We start from the raw sequence: 16,617 nt of genomic DNA, 5'->3' as shown, positions 1-16,617 counted from the left end.
ACCCGCCAGGGTGGGATGCCGCGCCCTTCACAAAACGGGTCGACTTCATGAGCGAAATGACCAGGATGGGAGGAGTGCACCCGGTACTCGAACTGATCTCCGAACGGATGGCGGCGGGCAGCGTCCCGGGACAACGCACCGACGGCCGACGTCTCGCGCTCGCCATCGAGGGCGGCAGCAGCCGCGGCACCTACTCCAGCGGCATGGTCCTCGCCCTCGACGAACTCGGCGTCACGCCCGCGTTCGACGCCGTCTACGGCTCGTCGGCCGGCGCGCTGAACGGCGCCTGGCTGCTCTGCGGCCGGTCCTCGACCGGCGTCCGGACCTGGTGGAACCCGGTCGTCATGCGGCGGATCATCAACCCGCTCCACACCCTGCGCGGCCGCGCGGTGATCGACCTCGAATACCTCGTCCACCAGGTGTATTCGGTCCTGGAACCGATGGACTTCCCGGCGATCCTGGCCAACCCGGTCACCTTCCGCCCGCTGGCCACCGACGCCGACACCGGCGAGTCCACCGACCTGCACCCCTTTCTGACCGATGTCGACGCGATCAAGGTCGCGCTCGCCGCGTCCTCGTGCATGCCGGTGCTGGCCGGACCGCCGATCCCGATGGCGGGCCGCCGGTTCGTCGACGCCGGCGTGGCCGAGCCGATCCCGTACCGCACCGCACTCGCCCAGGACGCGACCGACCTCCTGGTGCTGCGCACCCGCCGCGCCGACGAACTGCCCTTGCCGCCCCCTCGGATGCACGACGTCCTCGTACCGCGGTTCCTGCGCCGCCAAGCCCCCGGCGCGATCCCGGCCTGGCGCGACACCTACCGGCGAGACGTCGAGGACGAGGAGTTCCTGGCGTCCGACCCGCGCGTCCTGACCATCCGCCCGCCCGCCGGCGCACCGGACGTCGTGGTGCTGGAGCGCGACCCCGAGGTGCTGCGCAAGGCCGTCGAACTCGGCAAGAACGCGGTTCTCGGTCTCCTGGAAGGACTACGCGAAGCTTCCTAGCCGGCTGGCCCGCGACTGCACGAAGAGCCGTTGCACGCCAAGGGAAACCGCCAGATACAGCAGGATCGACCCCACGCCGAGGCCGTGGGCGACGCCGTCGAACAGCGCGTCCAGTCCGATGTGGACACCGAAACCCACCAGCCACAGCACCGCGGTGAGCCGGCTGCCCTGGCGCCACAGCTGCCCGTCCTCCCGCCAGATCCGGACGCTCCACGCCCGGACGGCGCCGAAGCCCGCGCCGAGCAGGAGGGTGGCCACGAGGAGCGCGATCACCGCGGCCGACGCGGGAACGACCTTGAGGTAGGTGCCCAGCTGCAGGATGCCGAGAACCAGCAGGACCACCAGCACGACCGGCCTGGGGTCTTCCCGGAGCGGGCGCTTCCGTATCTGCCGCACCACGAGCAGGGCCAGGACGGCGAGCCCGGCGACGACGTTGACTGTGCTGTTCACGAACGTTCCCTCCCGTGGTGATCTCCCGATCACCACGGTGCCCGCACGAGGAGCGTCACGACGTCAACCCGAGGGTGGAAGCCGGGTGGATCAAGGCTTGCGCGCGACGCCGCCGATCACCCGCGACTGGGACGGCGCGCCGGCGAACACGGTGTGCTCGTCCGGGTGCCAGGCCGGTGCGTAGACCAGCCCGGGTTCCAGCATCGGCCAGCCGCCGAAGAAACGCTCGAACTCCGCCATCGAGCGCATGAAAGCCGGGTTCGTCGTCGTCTCGTAGTACTCGAGGAGGTCGAGCAGCGCCTGCCGCTCGTCTTCGTCCACCGGATTCTCGTTGGTCATCTGCGACAACACGAGCAGCGAGCCGGGCGCCAGCCGCGCGCGGTAGTACTCGAGCAGGTGGTCGGGGTTCTGCTCGTCCTTGACGAAGTGCATGACCGCGTTGATCACCAGCGCGATCGGCTCGCGCACGTCGATGACCGCCGACGCGGTCACCCGGTCCCAGAGGTCCTCCGGCCGCAGGAAGTCCGCGGCGATGGCGTGGTGACGCTCGGGATCGGCCGTGTCGGCGAGCAGCAGCGTCGAGTGCGCGAGCGCGATGGGCTCGTTGTCGATGTAGAGCACTCGCGTGTCCAGCTTCGAGCTCGTGTCATCTGCGACCTCGTGCACGTTGCCCGCGGTCGGCAGGCCGGAGCCGATGTCGACGAACTGCCGCACGCCCGCGTGCACGCACTGGCGGATCGCGCGGCCCAGGAACTGACGGCTCGTCAGGCAGTATTCGCCGATGAGCGGCAGCCGTTCCCGGACCTTCTCGGCGAAATCGCGGTCGATCGCGTAGTGCGTGTTGCCGCCGATGAAGTAGTCGTAGACCCGAGCCGCCGACGGCCGGTCCAGGCTGCCTTCGACGGCCTTGAGCGCGTCGTCGTGGTTGATCATGACCATCCCCTTCACGGCCATGCTGCCACGGCGGCGATCATGCCGGGGACAAGGCGTCCCGATAGGCGTTCACCGACTCGGTCAACCGGTCCAGCTCGCCGCGCATCCGGGCGAGTCCGGCTTGGTCCAGACCCATCGCCTCGCCGATCACGGCCGGGACGCCGGCGGCCTTCTCGCGCAACGCCTTCCCGGCGTCGCTGAGGCTGACCCGGACCGCGCGTTCGTCGTCGGCCTGCCGGGTGCGCTTGACCACACCCGCGCTCTCCAGCCGCTTGAGCAGTGGCGACAGCGTGCCCGAGTCGAGGTTCAGCTCGGCGCCGAGCTCCTTGACCAGCCGGTCGTCCTGCTCCCAGAGCGCGAGCATCACGAGGTACTGCGGGTAGGTCAGGTCGAGGTCCGCCAGGACGGCCCGGTACAGCGACGTCACCGCTCGCGACGCCGAATACAGGCCGAAGCAGAGCTGGTCGTCCAGGCGCGGGGAGCCGGTGTCGGTCATGGCGTCCTCCTGTCTCGTAACTCTCCATGTTTCCGGATGCCCGCCTGAACGGCAACTTAAGTGCCCTTAATCTCATTGGATCCAATTCAGTTGTGCACAACTCAGTTGCGCGCTAGCTTTGTGACATCAGCTTCGCTCCCGAGGAGGACGACATGACCGCCAACCCGCACAACCTGGCCCTCGAACCGGCCGCGCAGGCGTTCGCCGAGGCCACCGACCAGCCGCCGTACCTGTTCCAGCTCCCGCCGGAGGAGGGCCGGAAGGCCGTCGACGGCGTCCAGGACGGCGACGTCGCCATGGCCGACGCGGAGATCGAGGTGCTGGCCGTCCCGGGCGGCCCGAACGGCGACGTCGAAGCTCGGATAGTCCGCCCCGCGGGTGTTTCCGGTCCGCTGCCGGTGATCGTCTACATCCACGGCGCCGGCTGGGTGTTCGGCGACTTCCACACCCACGAGCGGCTCGTCCGCGAACTGGCGGCCGGCGTCGGCGCGGCCGTCGTCTTCCCCGAGTACAGCCGCTCGCCCGAGGCGCGCTACCCGATCGCCATCGAAGAGAACTACGCCGTGGCGAAGTGGGTTGCCGAGCACGGCGCCGAAAAGGGTCTCGACACTTCGCGCATCGCGATCGCCGGCGACTCCGTCGGCGGGAACATGACCGCGGCGCTGACCCTGATGGCCAAGCGGCGCGGCGACGTCACCTTCCGGCAGCAGGTGCTCTTCTACCCGGTCACCGACGCGAACTTCGACACCGAGTCGTACCTGAAGTTCGCCGAGGGCTACTTCCTCGGCCGCGAGGGCATGAAGTGGTTCTGGGACCAGTACACGACGGATCCCGCCCAGCGCGCGGAGATCACGGCGTCGCCGCTGCGCGCGTCGCTCGACGAGCTGGCCGGGCTGCCGCCGGCCCTGGTGATCACCGGCGAAGCCGACGTCCTCCGCGACGAAGGTGAGGCGTACGCGGCGAAACTGCGTCAGGCCGGTGTGCCCGTCACGGCCGTCCGGTACCAGGGCATCATCCACGACTTCGTGATGGTCAACGCCCTTCGCGAAACCCACGCCGCCGAGGCCGCGATCACCCAGGCCGTGACGGTGCTGTCGCGCGCCCTCGCCGGATAACTGAGAAAACGCTGAGTCCCGCGCACGTTGCGGCCCTATGACAGAACTCACAGAGCCGCAACGTGCCTGGCCGCTCAAACGTGATATATACGCGAGTCCCGTGATCCGGGCGCGCATTTCTGCCCGCCTGGAAGGACCGTTGCCATGCACTTGAGCAGCATCCGGCTCGATTCGCCGGTCAACATGATCGTCATGGTCGTGCTGACGCTGCTCGCGATCATCGCCGTCCCGTGGTTCTGGGACCGGTGGAAGCGCAAACGCCTGTGGCGCAGCGCCACGATCCTGCTCGGGGTGGTGCTCCTCGTGCTCACCACCGGCATGGCGGGCAACATGATCGGCGGGTTCTTCCCGACGGTCGGATCGCTGCTGGGCACGGGGGTCTACACCGCGCAGGGCACCGACGCCGAAGCCACGCAGAACGGTGAGGACCTCGAAAAGCTGCGGGACACCGGCGTCGCGCACGCCCGCGACGGCAAGGGGACCGTCGTCCACATGAAGATCACCGGGCGGCGCACCAAGGTCGCCCGCGACGTCACCATCTACCTGCCGCCGCAGTACTTCGACGCCTCGTTCAAGGAGCTGCGGCTGCCGGCCGTCGAGTGGATCCCGAACTACCCGTCCGGCCCCGAGGTCTTCACCAACGGCTACCACATGCCGGAACAGCTCGACGCGGCGATCGCCAAGCACACGCTGCCGCCGACGGTCGTGATCGTGCCGGACCCCACCGGCGTGCCCAAGGTCGGCCACGACACCGAGTGCGTCGACGAGGTCAACGGCACCGCGAACGACACCTTCCTGACGGCGGACCTGCGCGACTGGGCGGTGCAGAAGCTCGGCGTCTCGCCGAACCGGCGAGCCTGGACGATCGCCGGCTGGTCGTCCGGCGGGTACTGCGCGATGAACCTCGTGACCCGGCACCCGCAGTGGTACGGGCAGGCGGTCAGCATCAGCGGGTACGACAAGGCCCAGGTCGACGCCGAAACCGAAGACCTCTTCCACGGCCGCCAGGACATCAACGACGCCAACAACGTCCGGCTCAACGTGCGGCTGCACCCGTCGCCGGTGGAGATCCTCGCCATCTCCGGCGAAAAGGAGAACTACGAGAGCTACGCGATCGACCAGATCCGCCAAGCGGCCCGGCCGCCGATCCAGTTCTCGTCGTGGCGCATCCACGACGCCGGGCACAACATGAACACCTTCAAGTCCCAGATCCCGGACGTCCTCGCCTGGATCGGCGCGCACACGGCGGGCCCGGCCCCCACCGGGCGGCAAATGGAGACGACCGGCGGAGTTCTGCCGTGGCCGCTGCCCCGCTCGGGCGCGCACGGGGCGCTCGCCGACACCGACCAGTAGCCCGTCAGCCGAGCAGCGCCGCGACGACATCAGTCACCCGCTTCGATCCGGTCGCGTAGTCGACCCCGGTGGGGAACTCGGTCAGCACCACCACGATGTAGCGGTCGCCTTCGCCGACCAGCCCCGAGGTGTGCAGCGACCGCTGCGGGTTGCAGCACGACCAGCCCTGCTTCACCGCCCACGGACGTCCGCCGGCGGCGTCGGGGATCCCGAAGTACTGCCGGAACCCGTCGGAGCCCCGCTCGGTCGCGGCGCGCAGAGCCGTCAGGATCGCGGCCGGCGCCTTCGCCAGGACGTACTGGTAGATCCGCACGACGTCCTTCGCCGTGATCTGCGTGTCGCCCCACATGCCGGGGTCCGCGGGCGGCCGGGTCCCGGTCAGCTTCAGCTTCGACGCCCAGCGCGTGACGATCGACGGGCCGCCGTACTGCACCCAGAACTGGCTCGCGAGCGCGTCGTCGCTGCGGGACAGCATCCGCTGCACCTGGTCGGCGGGACCGTGCTGTTCGAGCACCGTGAGCGCAATGAGCAGCTTCACCAGCGACGCCGACGTATACACGCGGTTCGCGTGCACGGAGACGGTCGCGGCGCCGCGCTGGCGGTCGAACACGATGGCGCCGAGCCTGCCGTTGCCGACCAGCTTGTCGAGCTTCCCGGCGTCCACCGCGGGCGTGGGCGGCGGGCCGGGCGTCGGGGTCGGCGTCGGCACCTCGCTCGGGAGGTCCGGGACGTCCGGGGCGTCCGGTGCGTCGGGCGTGGTCGTCGTCACGGCCTCGGCGACCGCGACCGGTGCCGTGGACGTGCCCTGACTCGCCGTCGCCACCACCGCGCCGAGGGCGCCCAGGCACAGGCCCACCAGGAAGATGCCGCTCAACTTGCGCATGATCCGGATTGCCGGGAGACCGGTCTGGCGTTCCCCAAAACGGGTGAATCTGTGGGACAGGTCTCACCGGCCGGGTGATCCGGGAACACGCGGCGGCGCTGCGGGCAAGCAGCGTCGTTTCGCTCCCTGTGTCCGCGGGGTACCTGAGGGCGGTGACGATCGTCACCACCCGCTGGGAAGGACTGGAGTCATGGTTCACGCGAAAGGCGCACGCATCCGGGTCCGAGGCCTGCAACCGGCGCAGGTACTGGCCGGACTGGCCGGGATCGCGTTCCTCGTCGTCGGCATCATCGGATTCACCAGGACCGGCTTCGGCAACTTCGCCGGCCACCACGACGCCGGGTTCTGGAGGTTCTCCGGCAACCCGCTCATGAGCCTGGTCCGCGTCGTGACCGGCGTGGTCGGCCTGCTGCTCGCGTTCGGCTCGGGCCGCGCCCGGGTGTTCGGCTGGCTGCTGTTCATCGGTTACGGCCTGCTGTTCGTGTGGGGCCTGATGATCGATGGCCTTATCGCGACCAACCCCTTCGCCAACGCCGGCAACCCGATGGACCTCGGGCGCGCCGACACCTGGCTGCACCTCGGCGTCGCCGCGCTCGGTCTGCTCATCGCGGTGCTGCCGGCCCGCCGCACCATCCTGCTGCCCGAGGACGAGACGGTCGACGAGCCGACGGTCGCCGAGCAGCGCACCGAAGTCATCGACCGCGACCGCGTCTCCGACCGCGTCGACGACGAACCGCGCCGCCGGTCGTTCCTGCGTCGTGACCACAAGGAGCGAGGCCCGGAGGTCACTCACGAAGAGCGTCCGCCGGGCCTCGCCCACTAGGTTCGTCCGGTGATTCAGTAGGTGGTGCCGGTACCACCGGAGGTGTCGTTGCTGCTCCCAGTTCCGCTGTTGGCCGCCGGGGCCTGGTTGGCGGTGGAGCTGGGGGTGGTGCCGACCTTGCAGCCGTTGGGCTCGATGACGAACCAGGTGCCGTTGACGCCCATGCCGTTCGCGTCGCCCGGCTTCAGGTCCTTCGAGAAGGTGTAGATCGGCCAGCCGCCGACGGTGACCTGCTCGGTGCCGTCCTGGCGCTTGATGCTGCCGAGCAGCTTCGAGTCGATGCCCTGCAGTTCGACCTTGCCCTTGGACAGGACCGGCGGCCAGGTCTTGGCGCAGTCGCCGTTGCAGGCGGAGGCCTTCTTCTTGGTGTCCTTGGTGAACAGGTAGAGCGTCATGCCGTTCTGGTCGACGATCGCCTCACCGAGGCCGTCGATGTTGCTGGCGCTGAGCTTGACGCCACCGGCTTCGGAACCGGCCGCGGCGGCCTGCCCGGCCTTGCCGCCCTTGGCGTTCGCCGCGTACCAGGCGCCACCGACGCCCTGACCGGTCGCGTCGCCGGCCTTGGCGTCCTTGGCGTAGCGGTAGAGCGCCCACCCGCCGACGGTGACCTGCTCGGTGCCGTCGGAGCGCGTCACCTTCCCGACGAGGCTCTTGTCGACGCCCTGTACCTGCACGTCCCCGGTGGCCAGCATCGGCGGCCAGGCCTTGGCGCAGTCACCGTCGCAGTTGGACTTCGGCGGCTTCGCGGTGTCCTTGTCGAACCGGTAGAGGGTCATGCCGTTCTGGTCGGTGAGCACTTGCCCGACGTCCGCCACGTCGGCGACGATCAGTTTGGATTCGGGCGACGCCGGTGCGGCGTTGCCCACCTGGCCGTTGCCGACCTGGCCGCCGCCGTTGCCCCCGGCCGCCGCAGGAGCGACAACCGGCTGGGCAGTCTCAGCACCCGAGCAAGCGGTGAGCACTGCCAGCCCGGCTGCCGCCGCGGCGACGGAGACGGCGATGCGCGTGCGAAGCATGGAAGTTCTCCTTGTGTCCGTTGGGTTTTCCCGCCGCTCGGTGCGGCTTCCTGATACCCACTACACGGACCCCCGGCGGAGGCGGTTCAAAGAATTTTCGCCGGGATCGACGGCCGGCCGGGCCGGGGCCGACCGAGGACGCTGAGCTGCGCGGGTTCCCGCGGGTGCGGTCTGTCGTCGCCGTAGCGGCCGCTGCTCCGGAGGCTGGCTACTCCGAAGCGCCGCCCGTCTCGGTCTCTTGGCCCAGCTCTGGCTCGCGCTCGCGGAGGGCCCGGTCGACCAGGGCACCTGCAGCGCCGGTGTAGCCGCCCGGGTCGAGCAGCTCGTCCAGCGCGGCCGGCGTCAGCACGCCGGTGACGGCCGGCAGCTCATCGAGGACATCCCGCAGCGGCCGGTCTTCGCGTACCGCTCGCTGGGACGCCTCGCCGAGCAGTTCTTTGGCGGTCGCCTTGCCGAGCAGCGGCGCCAGCACGGCGGAGAGCCGCTCGGAGACGATCAGCCCGTGCGTCGACGCGAGGTTGTCCCGCATCCGGCCGGGCTGCGCGGTGAGCCCGCGCGCCAGCTCGGCGGCGGTGTGGGCGGCGCCCCCGGTCAGCCGGAGGCATTCGCGGATCAGCTGCCACTCGGCGTGCCACACGCCGGCCGAGCGCTCGTCCTCGGTCAGCATCGACTGCGTGACGCCCGCGGCCAGCACCGGAACCTGCAGCGCGGCCGAGCGGATCAACGTCGCGAGCACCGGGTTCCGCTTGTGCGGCATCGCCGAGGAGCCACCCCGCCCCCCGGCAGCCGGCTCGGCGACCTCACCCAGCTCGGTCCGGCTGAGCGTCTCGACGTCGACGGCCAGCTTCCCCAGCGCACCGGCGGTGAAGGCGAGCGCACCCGCGAGGTCCACGACCGGCGTCCGCAGCGAGTGCCACGGCAGCACCGGCGCGGCCAGCCCGGTCTCCTCGGCGAAAGCGGCGGTCAGCCGTTCCGCGTAGTCGCCGCCGACGGCGTCTCGAGTGGCGGCCGAGGTCGCGGAGTCCCGGGCCGGTGTGCTGGCATCGCCCCCGCCCCCGCCCCCGCCCCCGCTCGCCCGGCCGAGGTGCGGCTCGCCGGCGAGGCGCGCGTACTCGACGTACGCCGCCAGCGTCCCGGCCGCGCCGCCGAGGGAGACCGGCAGCCCGCCGTCGAGCACGCGCCGGATCCGGACGGCCGCGTCCAGCACCAGCTGCCGCCAGCCCGCGGCCTTGAGCCCGAACGTCGTCGGCACGGCATGGGCGGTCAGGGTCCGCCCGGCCATGGTCGTGTCCCGGTGCGTGCGGGCCAGCTCGGCCAGCGCCTCGGCGGTGGCGTCGAGGTCGGCGGCGAGCGGCCGCAGCGTCCGGTCGGCGACCAGCATCATCGCGGTGTCGAAGATGTCCTGGCTGGTCGAGCCGCGATGCACGTACTCCTCGGCACCCGGCGCGATCGCGCCCACCGCCGACGTCAGCGCCTTGACCAGCCCGACGACCGGGTTCGCGGTCGCCCGCGACCCCCGCGCCAGCTCGACGACGTCGATCCGCGCACTGCCCGCCGCGTCCGTGATCGCGTCAGCGGCCTCCGGCGGCACCGTCCCCAGCCGCGCCTGCGCTCTCGCGAGCGCAGCCTCGGCGTCGAGCATGGCGCGCAGCCACGCCTCGTCGCCGGTCGACGCTTCGGCCGGCGTGCCGGCCCGCACCGGGGACAGCAGTCCCGAATCGGGATCGACGGTCATGCCGCCAGCATCGCACGCGTCCCACCTCGGCGACCGTCACGCGACCGGGTCTGGCACGCTCATCGGCCATGAGTAGCGCCACGTCCAGCGAGGACACCGTCGCCTCGGAGTCCAGGGGGATCGCCGCCGAGCGGCTCACGTTCTTCTCGGACGCCGTCGTCGCCATCGCGATCACCCTGCTCGCGCTCGAGCTGCCGCTGCCGGAGGGCGCCACCAGCGCCGAACTGCTGCGATCACTCGGCCATCACCAATCCGAATACGTCTCCTTCCTGATCAGTTTCGTCGTGATCGGCGGCCACTGGCGTGCCCACCACCGCCTGTTCCACTACGTCACCACGCTCGGCGGCGGGCTCATCCGGCTCACCTTCGGCTGGCTCCTCATGCAGGTGATCATGCCCTTCGCCACGAAGGTGATCTCCGAAGACAGCGGGTTCGAATTCCGCTTCGTCTTCTACGCACTCGTGCAGGTCATCGCGTTGACGTTGTTCCTCCTCATGGCCTGGCAGATCAAGCGCAACCACCTCTACCGCGCGGACACCCCGCCGGAGCTCTTCGGCGCGGTCTACCACGGGATCGGCACGATGATCGCCGCCTTCGCCCTCTCGATCCCGGTCGCGTTCTTCACGCACTGGGCCTACGCGTGCTGGATCGTCGTTCCGGTCGTCGGCAACCTCCTGTTCCGCTTCCGCCGCCGCTCGGCAGCCGCCTGAGCCGTCATTCGCCGGTCGCGCCGTCGATCCGCTCGCGGATCAGGTCGGCCTGGCCGATGTGCCGTGCGTACTCGCCGATCATGCGCAGCATCAGCCAGCGCAGGGTGAACGGTTCGCCGGTGCTGATGCGGGTGCCGGTCCGCTCCAGCGGGCTCGCCGCGACGATCTCCCGGGATCGCTCGCATTCGTTGTGCCACAACGAAAACGCCTCGCCGACGTCACCGTCCAGCGCGGTGAAGTCCTGGTCCGGGTCGTCGTCGGAGTAGTAGAGGTTCGGGACGGCCTCGCCCGCGAACTGGATCCGGAACCACCACCGTTCGCAGCCGGTGAGGTGCCGCAGCAGGCCGTGCAGGGTCAGCGTCGACGGTGGTACCGAGCGTTCGGACAGCTGCCCGGGATCCAGGCCGGTGCATTTCAGCTCGAAGGTGCGCCGGTAGTACTCGAGGCTCTCGGTCAGGGCCTGCCGCTCGTCTCCCAGGGGAGCCGGGTCGCTGCGTTCGCCGCTCAGGCGTGGGCCGAAAGTGGTCGGGATGGTGTGTTCGGTCATGTGCGGAGCGTGCCACGGGGGTCCGACAATTTTCGGGCCGTCCGGGTGGCCGGTGATCGGGCAACCGGCTGGAAAGCCCAGTTCAGACACGCTTTCGAGAACCCGGTAACGAATTTTCGGGTGCGGCGATCTGATCATCGTCATCCTGCTGCGCACGCCAGCCCCACCGGTCGGAGCGGCACCCCTCGGTTCGGAACCAGGAGATCACGACTATGCAGCGAACCGGAGTAATGGCCGCGCTGACCATGGCAGCGTTGCTCGCAGCGCCCGCCGTGGCGGCCGCGGCGCCACCAGCGAGCACGATCGACGTCAGCGCGACCACCGTGCACGCGGGCGACACGTTCTCGGTCACGGAGCAGCTGTACAACCCGGCGGACTTCACGGTCACCGGCGCGAAGGCGGCGGTCTACGTCAAGGAGAAGCCGATCGTCGACCTGGTCGACCTCGTGTCGTGCACCGGTTCGATCGCGCCGTGCTCGCAGTACCTCAGCAGCTTCCGCGGCGGCGTCGGAGACCTGGCCGCGGGCGAGAGCCGGACGGTGAAGTTCACCTTCCGCGTCAAGGACGACGTCCAGCCCGGCCAGTTCACGCTGCAGCACCAGTTCGCCGGCGACAACTACGCGTTCGGCGTCGAAGACGGCCCGGCCGTCACGATCGCCCCGCCGGACGAGGCCGACGTCAAGGTCGCGCTGACCGCCACCCCGCGCGTCGGCCTGGTCGGCCGCGTCGAGTACGCGATCAAGGTGTCGAACACCGGCCCGGCCACGGCGACCGGCGTCCGCGTGACCGCCAACCCCGGTGCGAACCGCACGGTCGTCTCGACGACCGGCTGCACCCGCTCGGGAGCGGCCCTGACCTGCGCGATCGGCACCCTGGCCCCGGGCGCCTCGGCCACGGCGAAGTTCACTTCGGAGGGTGGCTTCTTCGCGTGGGGCCCGTTCACGGCCACGGCCCAGCGCGCGGCGAGCGCCCCGGCCGACCCGGATGCGACGAACGACAAGGCGTCGAAGAAGTGCACCGCCTACACCGGTCTCTACGTGCAGTGCTGACGGGCTGACGCGCGGGGCCCGCCGGGCCCCGCGCGGTCCGTCCATTCAGGAGCTTCACAACGCGAACGCCGCCGTGCGCGCCCGGCGCCGCACCACGCCGGCGGTCTCTTGGACGGTGTGCTCGGTCGTGTCGATGACGTGCGGTTCGAGCTCACCCAGCCCGCCGAACGCGGCATGCATCCCGGTGAGCGGCTCGACCTCGGTGAGTTCGGCGGTGTCCCGGGCGGTTCCCCGCGCGAGGATGACCTCGAGGTTCGGCCGCAGCACGACGTAGAAGAGGTCCAGACCGTCCCGCTTCGCGGCATCGCGGAACGGCGGCAGGGCCCAGGGCCCGACAACGCCATCGAGCACCACGTCGTAGCCGCCGCGCGCATAGCCACAGGCGGCCTCGGCGATGACCCCGAGCACGACATCGTTCTGCCGGGCGGCCTCGGGCAGAGAGGGCGCCACGAACCCGGTCCGGATCCAGACGTAGAAGCTGTCGGTGTGCAGATGCACGGCAGGCCGAGGCGCGTCTTCGGTGACCAGCCGCGCAACGGTCGACTTCGCGGCACCGGGCGGCCCGGTGAGGATCAGCAGCGAGCCAGGCATGAACGCATCCTGGCCGGCCCATCCGGCGAGAACCAGTCTTGACCTCCGGCGCACCCTCAGCCGGACCCGGTGTGCGACCGGGTGACGGGGGCCTGGCTAAACTGGGGACACGGGCCGTTAGCTCAATTGGTAGAGCTGCGGACTTTTAATCCGTAGGTTCTGGGTTCGAGCCCCAGGCGGCCCACTCAAACTCCCTGGTCACCCAACCACGAAGTGGTCGTGACGCAGGGCAGTGGGCGGCGCGTTCGCTGCCGGGTGCAGGACCACTGGCGATGTGCCGTCGGGTCTTCGGCTCCGGTGCGCAGGTGCTGTCGGCCGTCGAGCTCGGCGGGGGCTACTACAACAACGTGTACCGGCTGGACATGGGTACCGAGCGTCCGGTTGTGCTGAGGGTCGCGCCCGAACCGGCGCGCCAGTCGAGGTCCGAGCCCGAACTGATGCGGAACGAGTACGCGGCCGTTCCTTATCTCGCTCCGGTCGCCCCGGCCACGACACGTGGAGCGGTGCGCTGCACGCCTGCTTCGAAGATGTCGCGGCGGACACGAAAGACGCCGGGCTGGACGCCGGGGACATCGAACAGGTGATGGTCGTCGTGGATCGGCACCGCGCGGTCCTGGACGCGGTCGACGGCCCGCGGCTGCTGCACGGTGACCTGTGGGTGGGGAACACCATGATCGCTCCGGTTCGGCATGGCCGAGGACGTGCTCGCGAGTTCCGGCGAAATCGCCGATTCGCTCACGGCGATGGCGAAGTACTGACGACCAGCGGCGAGTGGCCGGGGATCATCGGTCCAAGGCCACCACCTTCGACGTCGGCCGTTCGGTGTTGCGCCGGGTCTTGGCCCAGCCGTTGCGGCCCCGGACCAGCCGGAACACCGCTCGCCACACCGTGATGTAGAACGTGTAGATGTAGCACGCGTAGCCGAGCCCGTAGACGATCCCCAGAAGCGGTCCGGAATGGGGTTCGCAGTGCTTGCGGTACACCGGCCCCCAGATGAGGAACGGCAGCAGCCCGGCGATGCCGTACATCAGGAGGTACTTCCACGCGCCGCCGGTGAACCAGGCCCAGACCGCCGCCGGGTCGTCCATCGTCTGCAGGGCCAGCAGCACGAACGGGATCGGGTAGACCAGGCTGCCCAGCAGCTGCATCCACGGCTGCGCGAGGTAGTAGAGCATCTCGGCCGCACCGAAGGTGGACAGGTTCGGGGACCGCCAGATCCGGCGGGCGTACCGGGCGCACTGCATCGTGCCCTGGCTCCAGCGGGTGCGCTGGGCGAGGAACCGCCGCATGCTGTACAGGCCCTCCTGGTCGACGTGCGTGTCGATGGTGAACCCCGTCTTCCAGCCCGCGGTGAGCAGGTGGACGCCGAGTTCGAAGTCCTCGAGCAGCGAGCCGCGCCACGGCCGTCGTTGCGGGCCGGCTATCGAGTCGAGCGCCGAGAGCCTGGTGAACTGGCCGTTGCCGCCCATCGCGATCGTTCCGGTGTGCCCGCGGGACATCTGGATCGCGGCGATCGCGGTGCGGAACTCGAGGTCCTGCATGCGCACGAGCGCCCGGCCGAACTTGCGGCGGACCTTGTTGTCGCTGCGGGGCGCCGTGCCGCGGTTGCCCATCCGGACGTCGATCTGCACCGCGCCGACGGACGGGTTGCCGAAGAGGTGGGCGGCCGTGCACACGTACATGCAGTTCCCGGCCGGGCGCCCGTCGGCGTCGACCACGACGACGATCGTGTTCTCGGCGTCGGCGTTCCGTCCGGCCCACGCGCGCAGGGCCCGGTAGGCGGCGTTGAGCGCGTCGCTCTTTCCGGTGCGCGCGTGGGGACGGCGTCGTTCCACGACGTGCAGCCGCGGGTCACGTCGGTGCGGTGGCCCCTGCATCCGGAGCGCGACTTCGAGGGTGCGGTCGTCGGAATGGTCGTCGATCACCCACACATGTGCCGCCGTGAACCGCGTCCGCAGGTAACGGATCGTGTCGCCGATGACGAGTTCTTCGTCCCGGCACGGCACGAAGAAATGCCATTGGAAAAGAGTGGGATCGCCGGGCCAAGTGGGACGGTGCCGCAGGTACGGCACGATGATCCCGCAGACGTAGAGGACGAACGCCGCGCTCATGACAATCGCGAACGCCTGAGCGCAGCTCAGCAAGAATGACAGACTCATTGCGTCGCTCCGTGGGTGAGGAACCGAGCCGCATCAAGGCGAAGGCGGACCTTTGATGAGGTGTGTCGGCCGCAGAATAATGTGGTCGCTCTTCGACACTCCGGGCGGGGTTGATCACTCGTTCGAGGGTCCTTTGTTCAGGTCACAGCACTGCCAAATCGGTGATGATCGAGGGTCGGTAACCTCTTCTGGGCGACGCAAACCCCACTATCAGGTGTTGTCTGGGCGCGGCGTTTGCGCTATTTCTCGCGCTGCGGATAGTGTCTCGCTCGATTCATTCGGGTTCTGCGGTGCAGCGCGCGTCGGGTTTGCCGACGCGCGCCACGCGGTCTTGTCAAAAACGGAGAGCAAAACGTGTATCGGCCTGGAATCGGTGGCGTCGTCGGAGGCAGCGGGATTCTCGCGTCGACCGGAGCGAACTTGACGTGGTGGATCGTCTTCGGCGTCATCAGCCTCGTCGTTGGCGTGGTCCTCGTGCGGGTCACCCAGCGCCGACGGCAGAACGAAAACACCTGAACCCCCCTGCCGTCGGCTCGGCCGCGGCACCTTTGCGAGGAATCCGTTGACTGAGGTTCTCCTGCTCATCGGCACCCGGCCCGAAGCGGTCAAGGTGGCGCCCGTCGCCGTGCGCCTGGCCCGTGCCGGGCACCGGCCGCTGATCGTCCACAGCGGACAGCACCGGGACGTGGTCGAGCAGGCTCTCGCGCCCTTCGGCCTCCGGCCGGACGAGCGGCTCCTCCTCGACCGCGGTGCGGGCGGCCAGGCCGAACTGGTTTCCCAGCTGCTGCCGGCCCTCGACCGGGTGCTGGTCCGGTCGAACCCGTCGGTGGTCGTGGTGCAGGGAGACACGACCACCGCGCTCGCCGGCGCGCTGGCCGCCTTCTGGCGACGCGTCCCGATCGCCCACCTCGAGGCCGGCCTGCGCACCGGAGACCTCGGGGCGCCGTTCCCGGAAGAGGCCAACCGGCAGCTGATCGCCAGGCTGGCCGCGCTGCACCTCGCGCCGACGGCCGCCGCCGCGGCGGCGCTGCGCCAGGAATCCTTGCCCTCACCGGAAATCGTCGTCACCGGCAACACGGTGGTCGACGCCGTCCGGCAGATCGCCGCCGCGGACTTGCCGGCCGCCGACCCGCGCTTCGCCGCGCTCGAACGGGAGCTCGACGCCACCGGTGCGCGGCTGGTGCTGATGACCGCGCACCGCCGGGAGTCCTGGGGAGAGCCGCTCGCGGAGGCCCTGGACGCGGGGTCGGCGCTGGTCGCCGGCCACCCGGATGTGCGGCTCCTGCTTCCGTGGCACCCGAACCCCGCGGTGCGCACCCAGATCGTCACCGCGCTCGGCCGGAACCCGCGGGTGGTGCTCACCGACCCGCTCGGCTACCCGGATCTCGTGCGCGCGCTGCGCCGGGCCAGCCTGGTGCTGACCGATTCCGGTGGCATCCAGGAAGAGGCGCCCAGCTTCGGCGTTCCCGTGCTGGTCCTGCGTGAGGTCACCGAGCGGACGGAAGCCGTCGAAGCCGGTTGCGCCTGGCTGGTGGGCACCGACCGCGCCCGGATCCTGAGCGAAGCTTCACGACTGCTCGACGCGGGGCTGCGCGTGCCCGTCGAGCGCAATCCGTTCGGCGACGGCCGGGCCGCCGAACGCGTGTGTACCGCCTTGACCCGGCTGATTCACCGCGAGTCCACTGTGGACGAAGCGCTCACAGCTGCTTTCTAACCCCGTTCCCAGCAGAAGCCGGGAAGTATACGAATAGGA

18 protein-coding genes and 1 tRNA gene are annotated in these 16,617 nt (G+C 70.0%); 9 read left to right on the top strand and 10 right to left on the bottom strand.

Annotation, left to right across the window (positions count from 1 at the left end):
• The first annotated feature begins 56 nt into the window (after window positions 1-56).
• A complete protein-coding gene (locus tag CF165_RS00965) occupies window positions 57-1,004 on the top strand; it encodes a patatin-like phospholipase family protein (RefSeq protein ID WP_240521413.1) in 948 nt (315 codons plus the stop codon).
• Here CF165_RS00965 and CF165_RS00960 read toward each other — a convergent pair.
• The 3 genes from CF165_RS00960 to CF165_RS00950 form a co-directional block, all read right to left on the bottom strand.
• Window positions 987-1,454 carry a DUF1453 family protein gene (locus tag CF165_RS00960; RefSeq protein WP_093945469.1) on the bottom strand — a complete coding sequence of 156 codons (468 nt, stop codon included), beginning with the start codon at window positions 1,452-1,454 and terminating at the stop codon, window positions 987-989. The two genes, CF165_RS00965 and CF165_RS00960, sit on opposite strands and share 18 nt — an antisense overlap.
• Window positions 1,455-1,544: 90 nt before the next feature.
• Window positions 1,545-2,387 (bottom strand): SAM-dependent methyltransferase, encoded by an 843-nt coding sequence (locus CF165_RS00955; RefSeq protein ID WP_093945550.1) that lies wholly within the window; start codon window positions 2,385-2,387, stop codon window positions 1,545-1,547.
• 37 nt (window positions 2,388-2,424) lie between these two features.
• Complete coding sequence (locus tag CF165_RS00950) at window positions 2,425-2,883, bottom strand: MarR family winged helix-turn-helix transcriptional regulator (protein ID WP_093945468.1); 459 nt, start codon at window positions 2,881-2,883, stop codon at window positions 2,425-2,427.
• Between the two features lie 152 nt (window positions 2,884-3,035).
• Between CF165_RS00950 and CF165_RS00945 the strand changes: the two genes are divergently transcribed.
• Window positions 3,036-3,998, top strand: coding sequence for an alpha/beta hydrolase (locus tag CF165_RS00945; RefSeq protein ID WP_093945467.1), 963 nt, complete (start codon window positions 3,036-3,038; stop codon window positions 3,996-3,998).
• A gap of 144 nt (window positions 3,999-4,142) precedes the next feature.
• On the top strand, window positions 4,143-5,351 hold the full coding sequence (locus CF165_RS00940) for an alpha/beta hydrolase (protein WP_093945466.1): 1,209 nt from the start codon (window positions 4,143-4,145) through the stop codon (window positions 5,349-5,351).
• A 4-nt stretch (window positions 5,352-5,355) separates the two neighbouring features.
• On the opposite strand, the gene CF165_RS00935 is transcribed toward CF165_RS00940, so the two are convergent.
• Window positions 5,356-6,234, bottom strand: coding sequence for a serine hydrolase (locus CF165_RS00935; RefSeq protein ID WP_093945465.1), 879 nt, complete (start codon window positions 6,232-6,234; stop codon window positions 5,356-5,358).
• 190 nt (window positions 6,235-6,424) lie between these two features.
• On the opposite strand from CF165_RS00935, the gene CF165_RS00930 reads away from it, so the two are divergent.
• Window positions 6,425-7,057 (top strand): DUF4383 domain-containing protein, encoded by a 633-nt coding sequence (locus tag CF165_RS00930; protein WP_093945464.1) that lies wholly within the window; start codon window positions 6,425-6,427, stop codon window positions 7,055-7,057.
• A 14-nt stretch (window positions 7,058-7,071) separates the two neighbouring features.
• Here CF165_RS00930 and CF165_RS00925 read toward each other — a convergent pair whose 3' ends face one another.
• Both CF165_RS00925 and CF165_RS00920 read right to left on the bottom strand, forming a co-directional pair.
• Window positions 7,072-8,073, bottom strand: a complete 1,002-nt coding sequence (locus CF165_RS00925) for an SCO0930 family lipoprotein (RefSeq protein WP_093945463.1) — start codon at window positions 8,071-8,073, stop codon at window positions 7,072-7,074.
• Window positions 8,074-8,281: 208 nt separating this feature from the next.
• Window positions 8,282-9,808 carry a class-II fumarase/aspartase family protein gene (locus tag CF165_RS00920; protein WP_093945462.1) on the bottom strand — a complete coding sequence of 509 codons (1,527 nt, stop codon included), beginning with the start codon at window positions 9,806-9,808 and terminating at the stop codon, window positions 8,282-8,284.
• A 68-nt stretch (window positions 9,809-9,876) separates the two neighbouring features.
• Here CF165_RS00920 and CF165_RS00915 point away from each other — a divergent pair, with 68 nt between their 5' ends.
• On the top strand, window positions 9,877-10,518 hold the full coding sequence (locus CF165_RS00915) for a TMEM175 family protein (RefSeq protein ID WP_093945461.1): 642 nt from the start codon (window positions 9,877-9,879) through the stop codon (window positions 10,516-10,518).
• Window positions 10,519-10,522: 4 nt separating this feature from the next.
• Here CF165_RS00915 and CF165_RS00910 read toward each other — a convergent pair whose 3' ends face one another.
• Window positions 10,523-11,065 (bottom strand): DinB family protein, encoded by a 543-nt coding sequence (locus CF165_RS00910; RefSeq protein ID WP_093945460.1) that lies wholly within the window; start codon window positions 11,063-11,065, stop codon window positions 10,523-10,525.
• 230 nt (window positions 11,066-11,295) lie between these two features.
• Here CF165_RS00910 and CF165_RS00905 point away from each other — a divergent pair, with 230 nt between their 5' ends.
• Complete coding sequence (locus tag CF165_RS00905) at window positions 11,296-12,114, top strand: COG1361 family protein (protein WP_167441303.1); 819 nt, start codon at window positions 11,296-11,298, stop codon at window positions 12,112-12,114.
• 54 nt (window positions 12,115-12,168) lie between these two features.
• Here CF165_RS00905 and CF165_RS00900 read toward each other — a convergent pair whose 3' ends face one another.
• Complete coding sequence (locus CF165_RS00900) at window positions 12,169-12,705, bottom strand: AAA family ATPase (RefSeq protein ID WP_093945458.1); 537 nt, start codon at window positions 12,703-12,705, stop codon at window positions 12,169-12,171.
• A 111-nt stretch (window positions 12,706-12,816) separates the two neighbouring features.
• Here CF165_RS00900 and CF165_RS00895 point away from each other — a divergent pair.
• Window positions 12,817-12,889 (top strand) — tRNA-Lys (locus CF165_RS00895).
• A 279-nt stretch (window positions 12,890-13,168) separates the two neighbouring features.
• Here the strand turns inward: CF165_RS00895 and CF165_RS00890 are convergent.
• Together CF165_RS00890 and CF165_RS00885 are read right to left on the bottom strand one after the other, a co-directional pair.
• On the bottom strand, window positions 13,169-13,351 hold the full coding sequence (locus CF165_RS00890) for a hypothetical protein (RefSeq protein WP_143268412.1): 183 nt from the start codon (window positions 13,349-13,351) through the stop codon (window positions 13,169-13,171).
• A 136-nt stretch (window positions 13,352-13,487) separates the two neighbouring features.
• Window positions 13,488-14,864, bottom strand: a complete 1,377-nt coding sequence (locus CF165_RS00885) for an XrtP-associated glycosyltransferase (protein WP_240521412.1) — start codon at window positions 14,862-14,864, stop codon at window positions 13,488-13,490.
• Window positions 14,865-15,218: 354 nt separating this feature from the next.
• Between CF165_RS00885 and CF165_RS54200 the strand changes: the two genes are divergently transcribed.
• Complete coding sequence (locus tag CF165_RS54200; RefSeq protein WP_143268410.1) at window positions 15,219-15,380, top strand: LAVTG motif-containing sortase-dependent surface protein; 162 nt, start codon at window positions 15,219-15,221, stop codon at window positions 15,378-15,380.
• A gap of 46 nt (window positions 15,381-15,426) precedes the next feature.
• Entirely contained in the window at window positions 15,427-16,578 is a 1,152-nt protein-coding gene (gene wecB / locus CF165_RS00880) for a non-hydrolyzing UDP-N-acetylglucosamine 2-epimerase (protein WP_093945455.1), read from the top strand.
• The last annotated feature ends 39 nt before the right edge of the window (window positions 16,579-16,617 follow it).

It is taken from the genome of Amycolatopsis vastitatis (assembly GCF_002234595.1).
Taxonomy (GTDB): domain Bacteria; phylum Actinomycetota; class Actinomycetes; order Mycobacteriales; family Pseudonocardiaceae; genus Amycolatopsis; species Amycolatopsis vastitatis.
The sequence above is the reverse complement of the archived record's forward strand: the minus strand, read 5'-3'. Positions and strand labels throughout refer to the sequence as shown.

Bases quoted from the DNA above. Each gene is read 5' to 3' on its own strand.
- CF165_RS00965 (WP_240521413.1), top strand. From the start codon at position 57: ATGACCAGGATGGGAGGAGTGCACCCGGTACTCGAACTGATCTCCGAA.
- CF165_RS00955 (WP_093945550.1), bottom strand. From the start codon at position 2,387: ATGATCAACCACGACGACGCGCTCAAGGCCGTCGAAGGCAGCCTGGAC.
- CF165_RS00950 (WP_093945468.1), bottom strand. From the start codon at position 2,883: ATGACCGACACCGGCTCCCCGCGCCTGGACGACCAGCTCTGCTTCGGC.
- CF165_RS00945 (WP_093945467.1), top strand. From the start codon at position 3,036: ATGACCGCCAACCCGCACAACCTGGCCCTCGAACCGGCCGCGCAGGCG.
- CF165_RS00940 (WP_093945466.1), top strand. From the start codon at position 4,143: ATGCACTTGAGCAGCATCCGGCTCGATTCGCCGGTCAACATGATCGTC.
- CF165_RS00935 (WP_093945465.1), bottom strand. From the start codon at position 6,234: ATGCGCAAGTTGAGCGGCATCTTCCTGGTGGGCCTGTGCCTGGGCGCC.
- CF165_RS00930 (WP_093945464.1), top strand. From the start codon at position 6,425: ATGGTTCACGCGAAAGGCGCACGCATCCGGGTCCGAGGCCTGCAACCG.
- CF165_RS00925 (WP_093945463.1), bottom strand. From the start codon at position 8,073: ATGCTTCGCACGCGCATCGCCGTCTCCGTCGCCGCGGCGGCAGCCGGG.
- CF165_RS00920 (WP_093945462.1), bottom strand. From the start codon at position 9,808: ATGACCGTCGATCCCGATTCGGGACTGCTGTCCCCGGTGCGGGCCGGC.
- CF165_RS00915 (WP_093945461.1), top strand. From the start codon at position 9,877: ATGAGTAGCGCCACGTCCAGCGAGGACACCGTCGCCTCGGAGTCCAGG.
- CF165_RS00910 (WP_093945460.1), bottom strand. From the start codon at position 11,065: ATGACCGAACACACCATCCCGACCACTTTCGGCCCACGCCTGAGCGGC.
- CF165_RS00905 (WP_167441303.1), top strand. From the start codon at position 11,296: ATGGCCGCGCTGACCATGGCAGCGTTGCTCGCAGCGCCCGCCGTGGCG.
- CF165_RS00900 (WP_093945458.1), bottom strand. From the start codon at position 12,705: ATGCCTGGCTCGCTGCTGATCCTCACCGGGCCGCCCGGTGCCGCGAAG.
- CF165_RS00885 (WP_240521412.1), bottom strand. From the start codon at position 14,864: ATGAGTCTGTCATTCTTGCTGAGCTGCGCTCAGGCGTTCGCGATTGTC.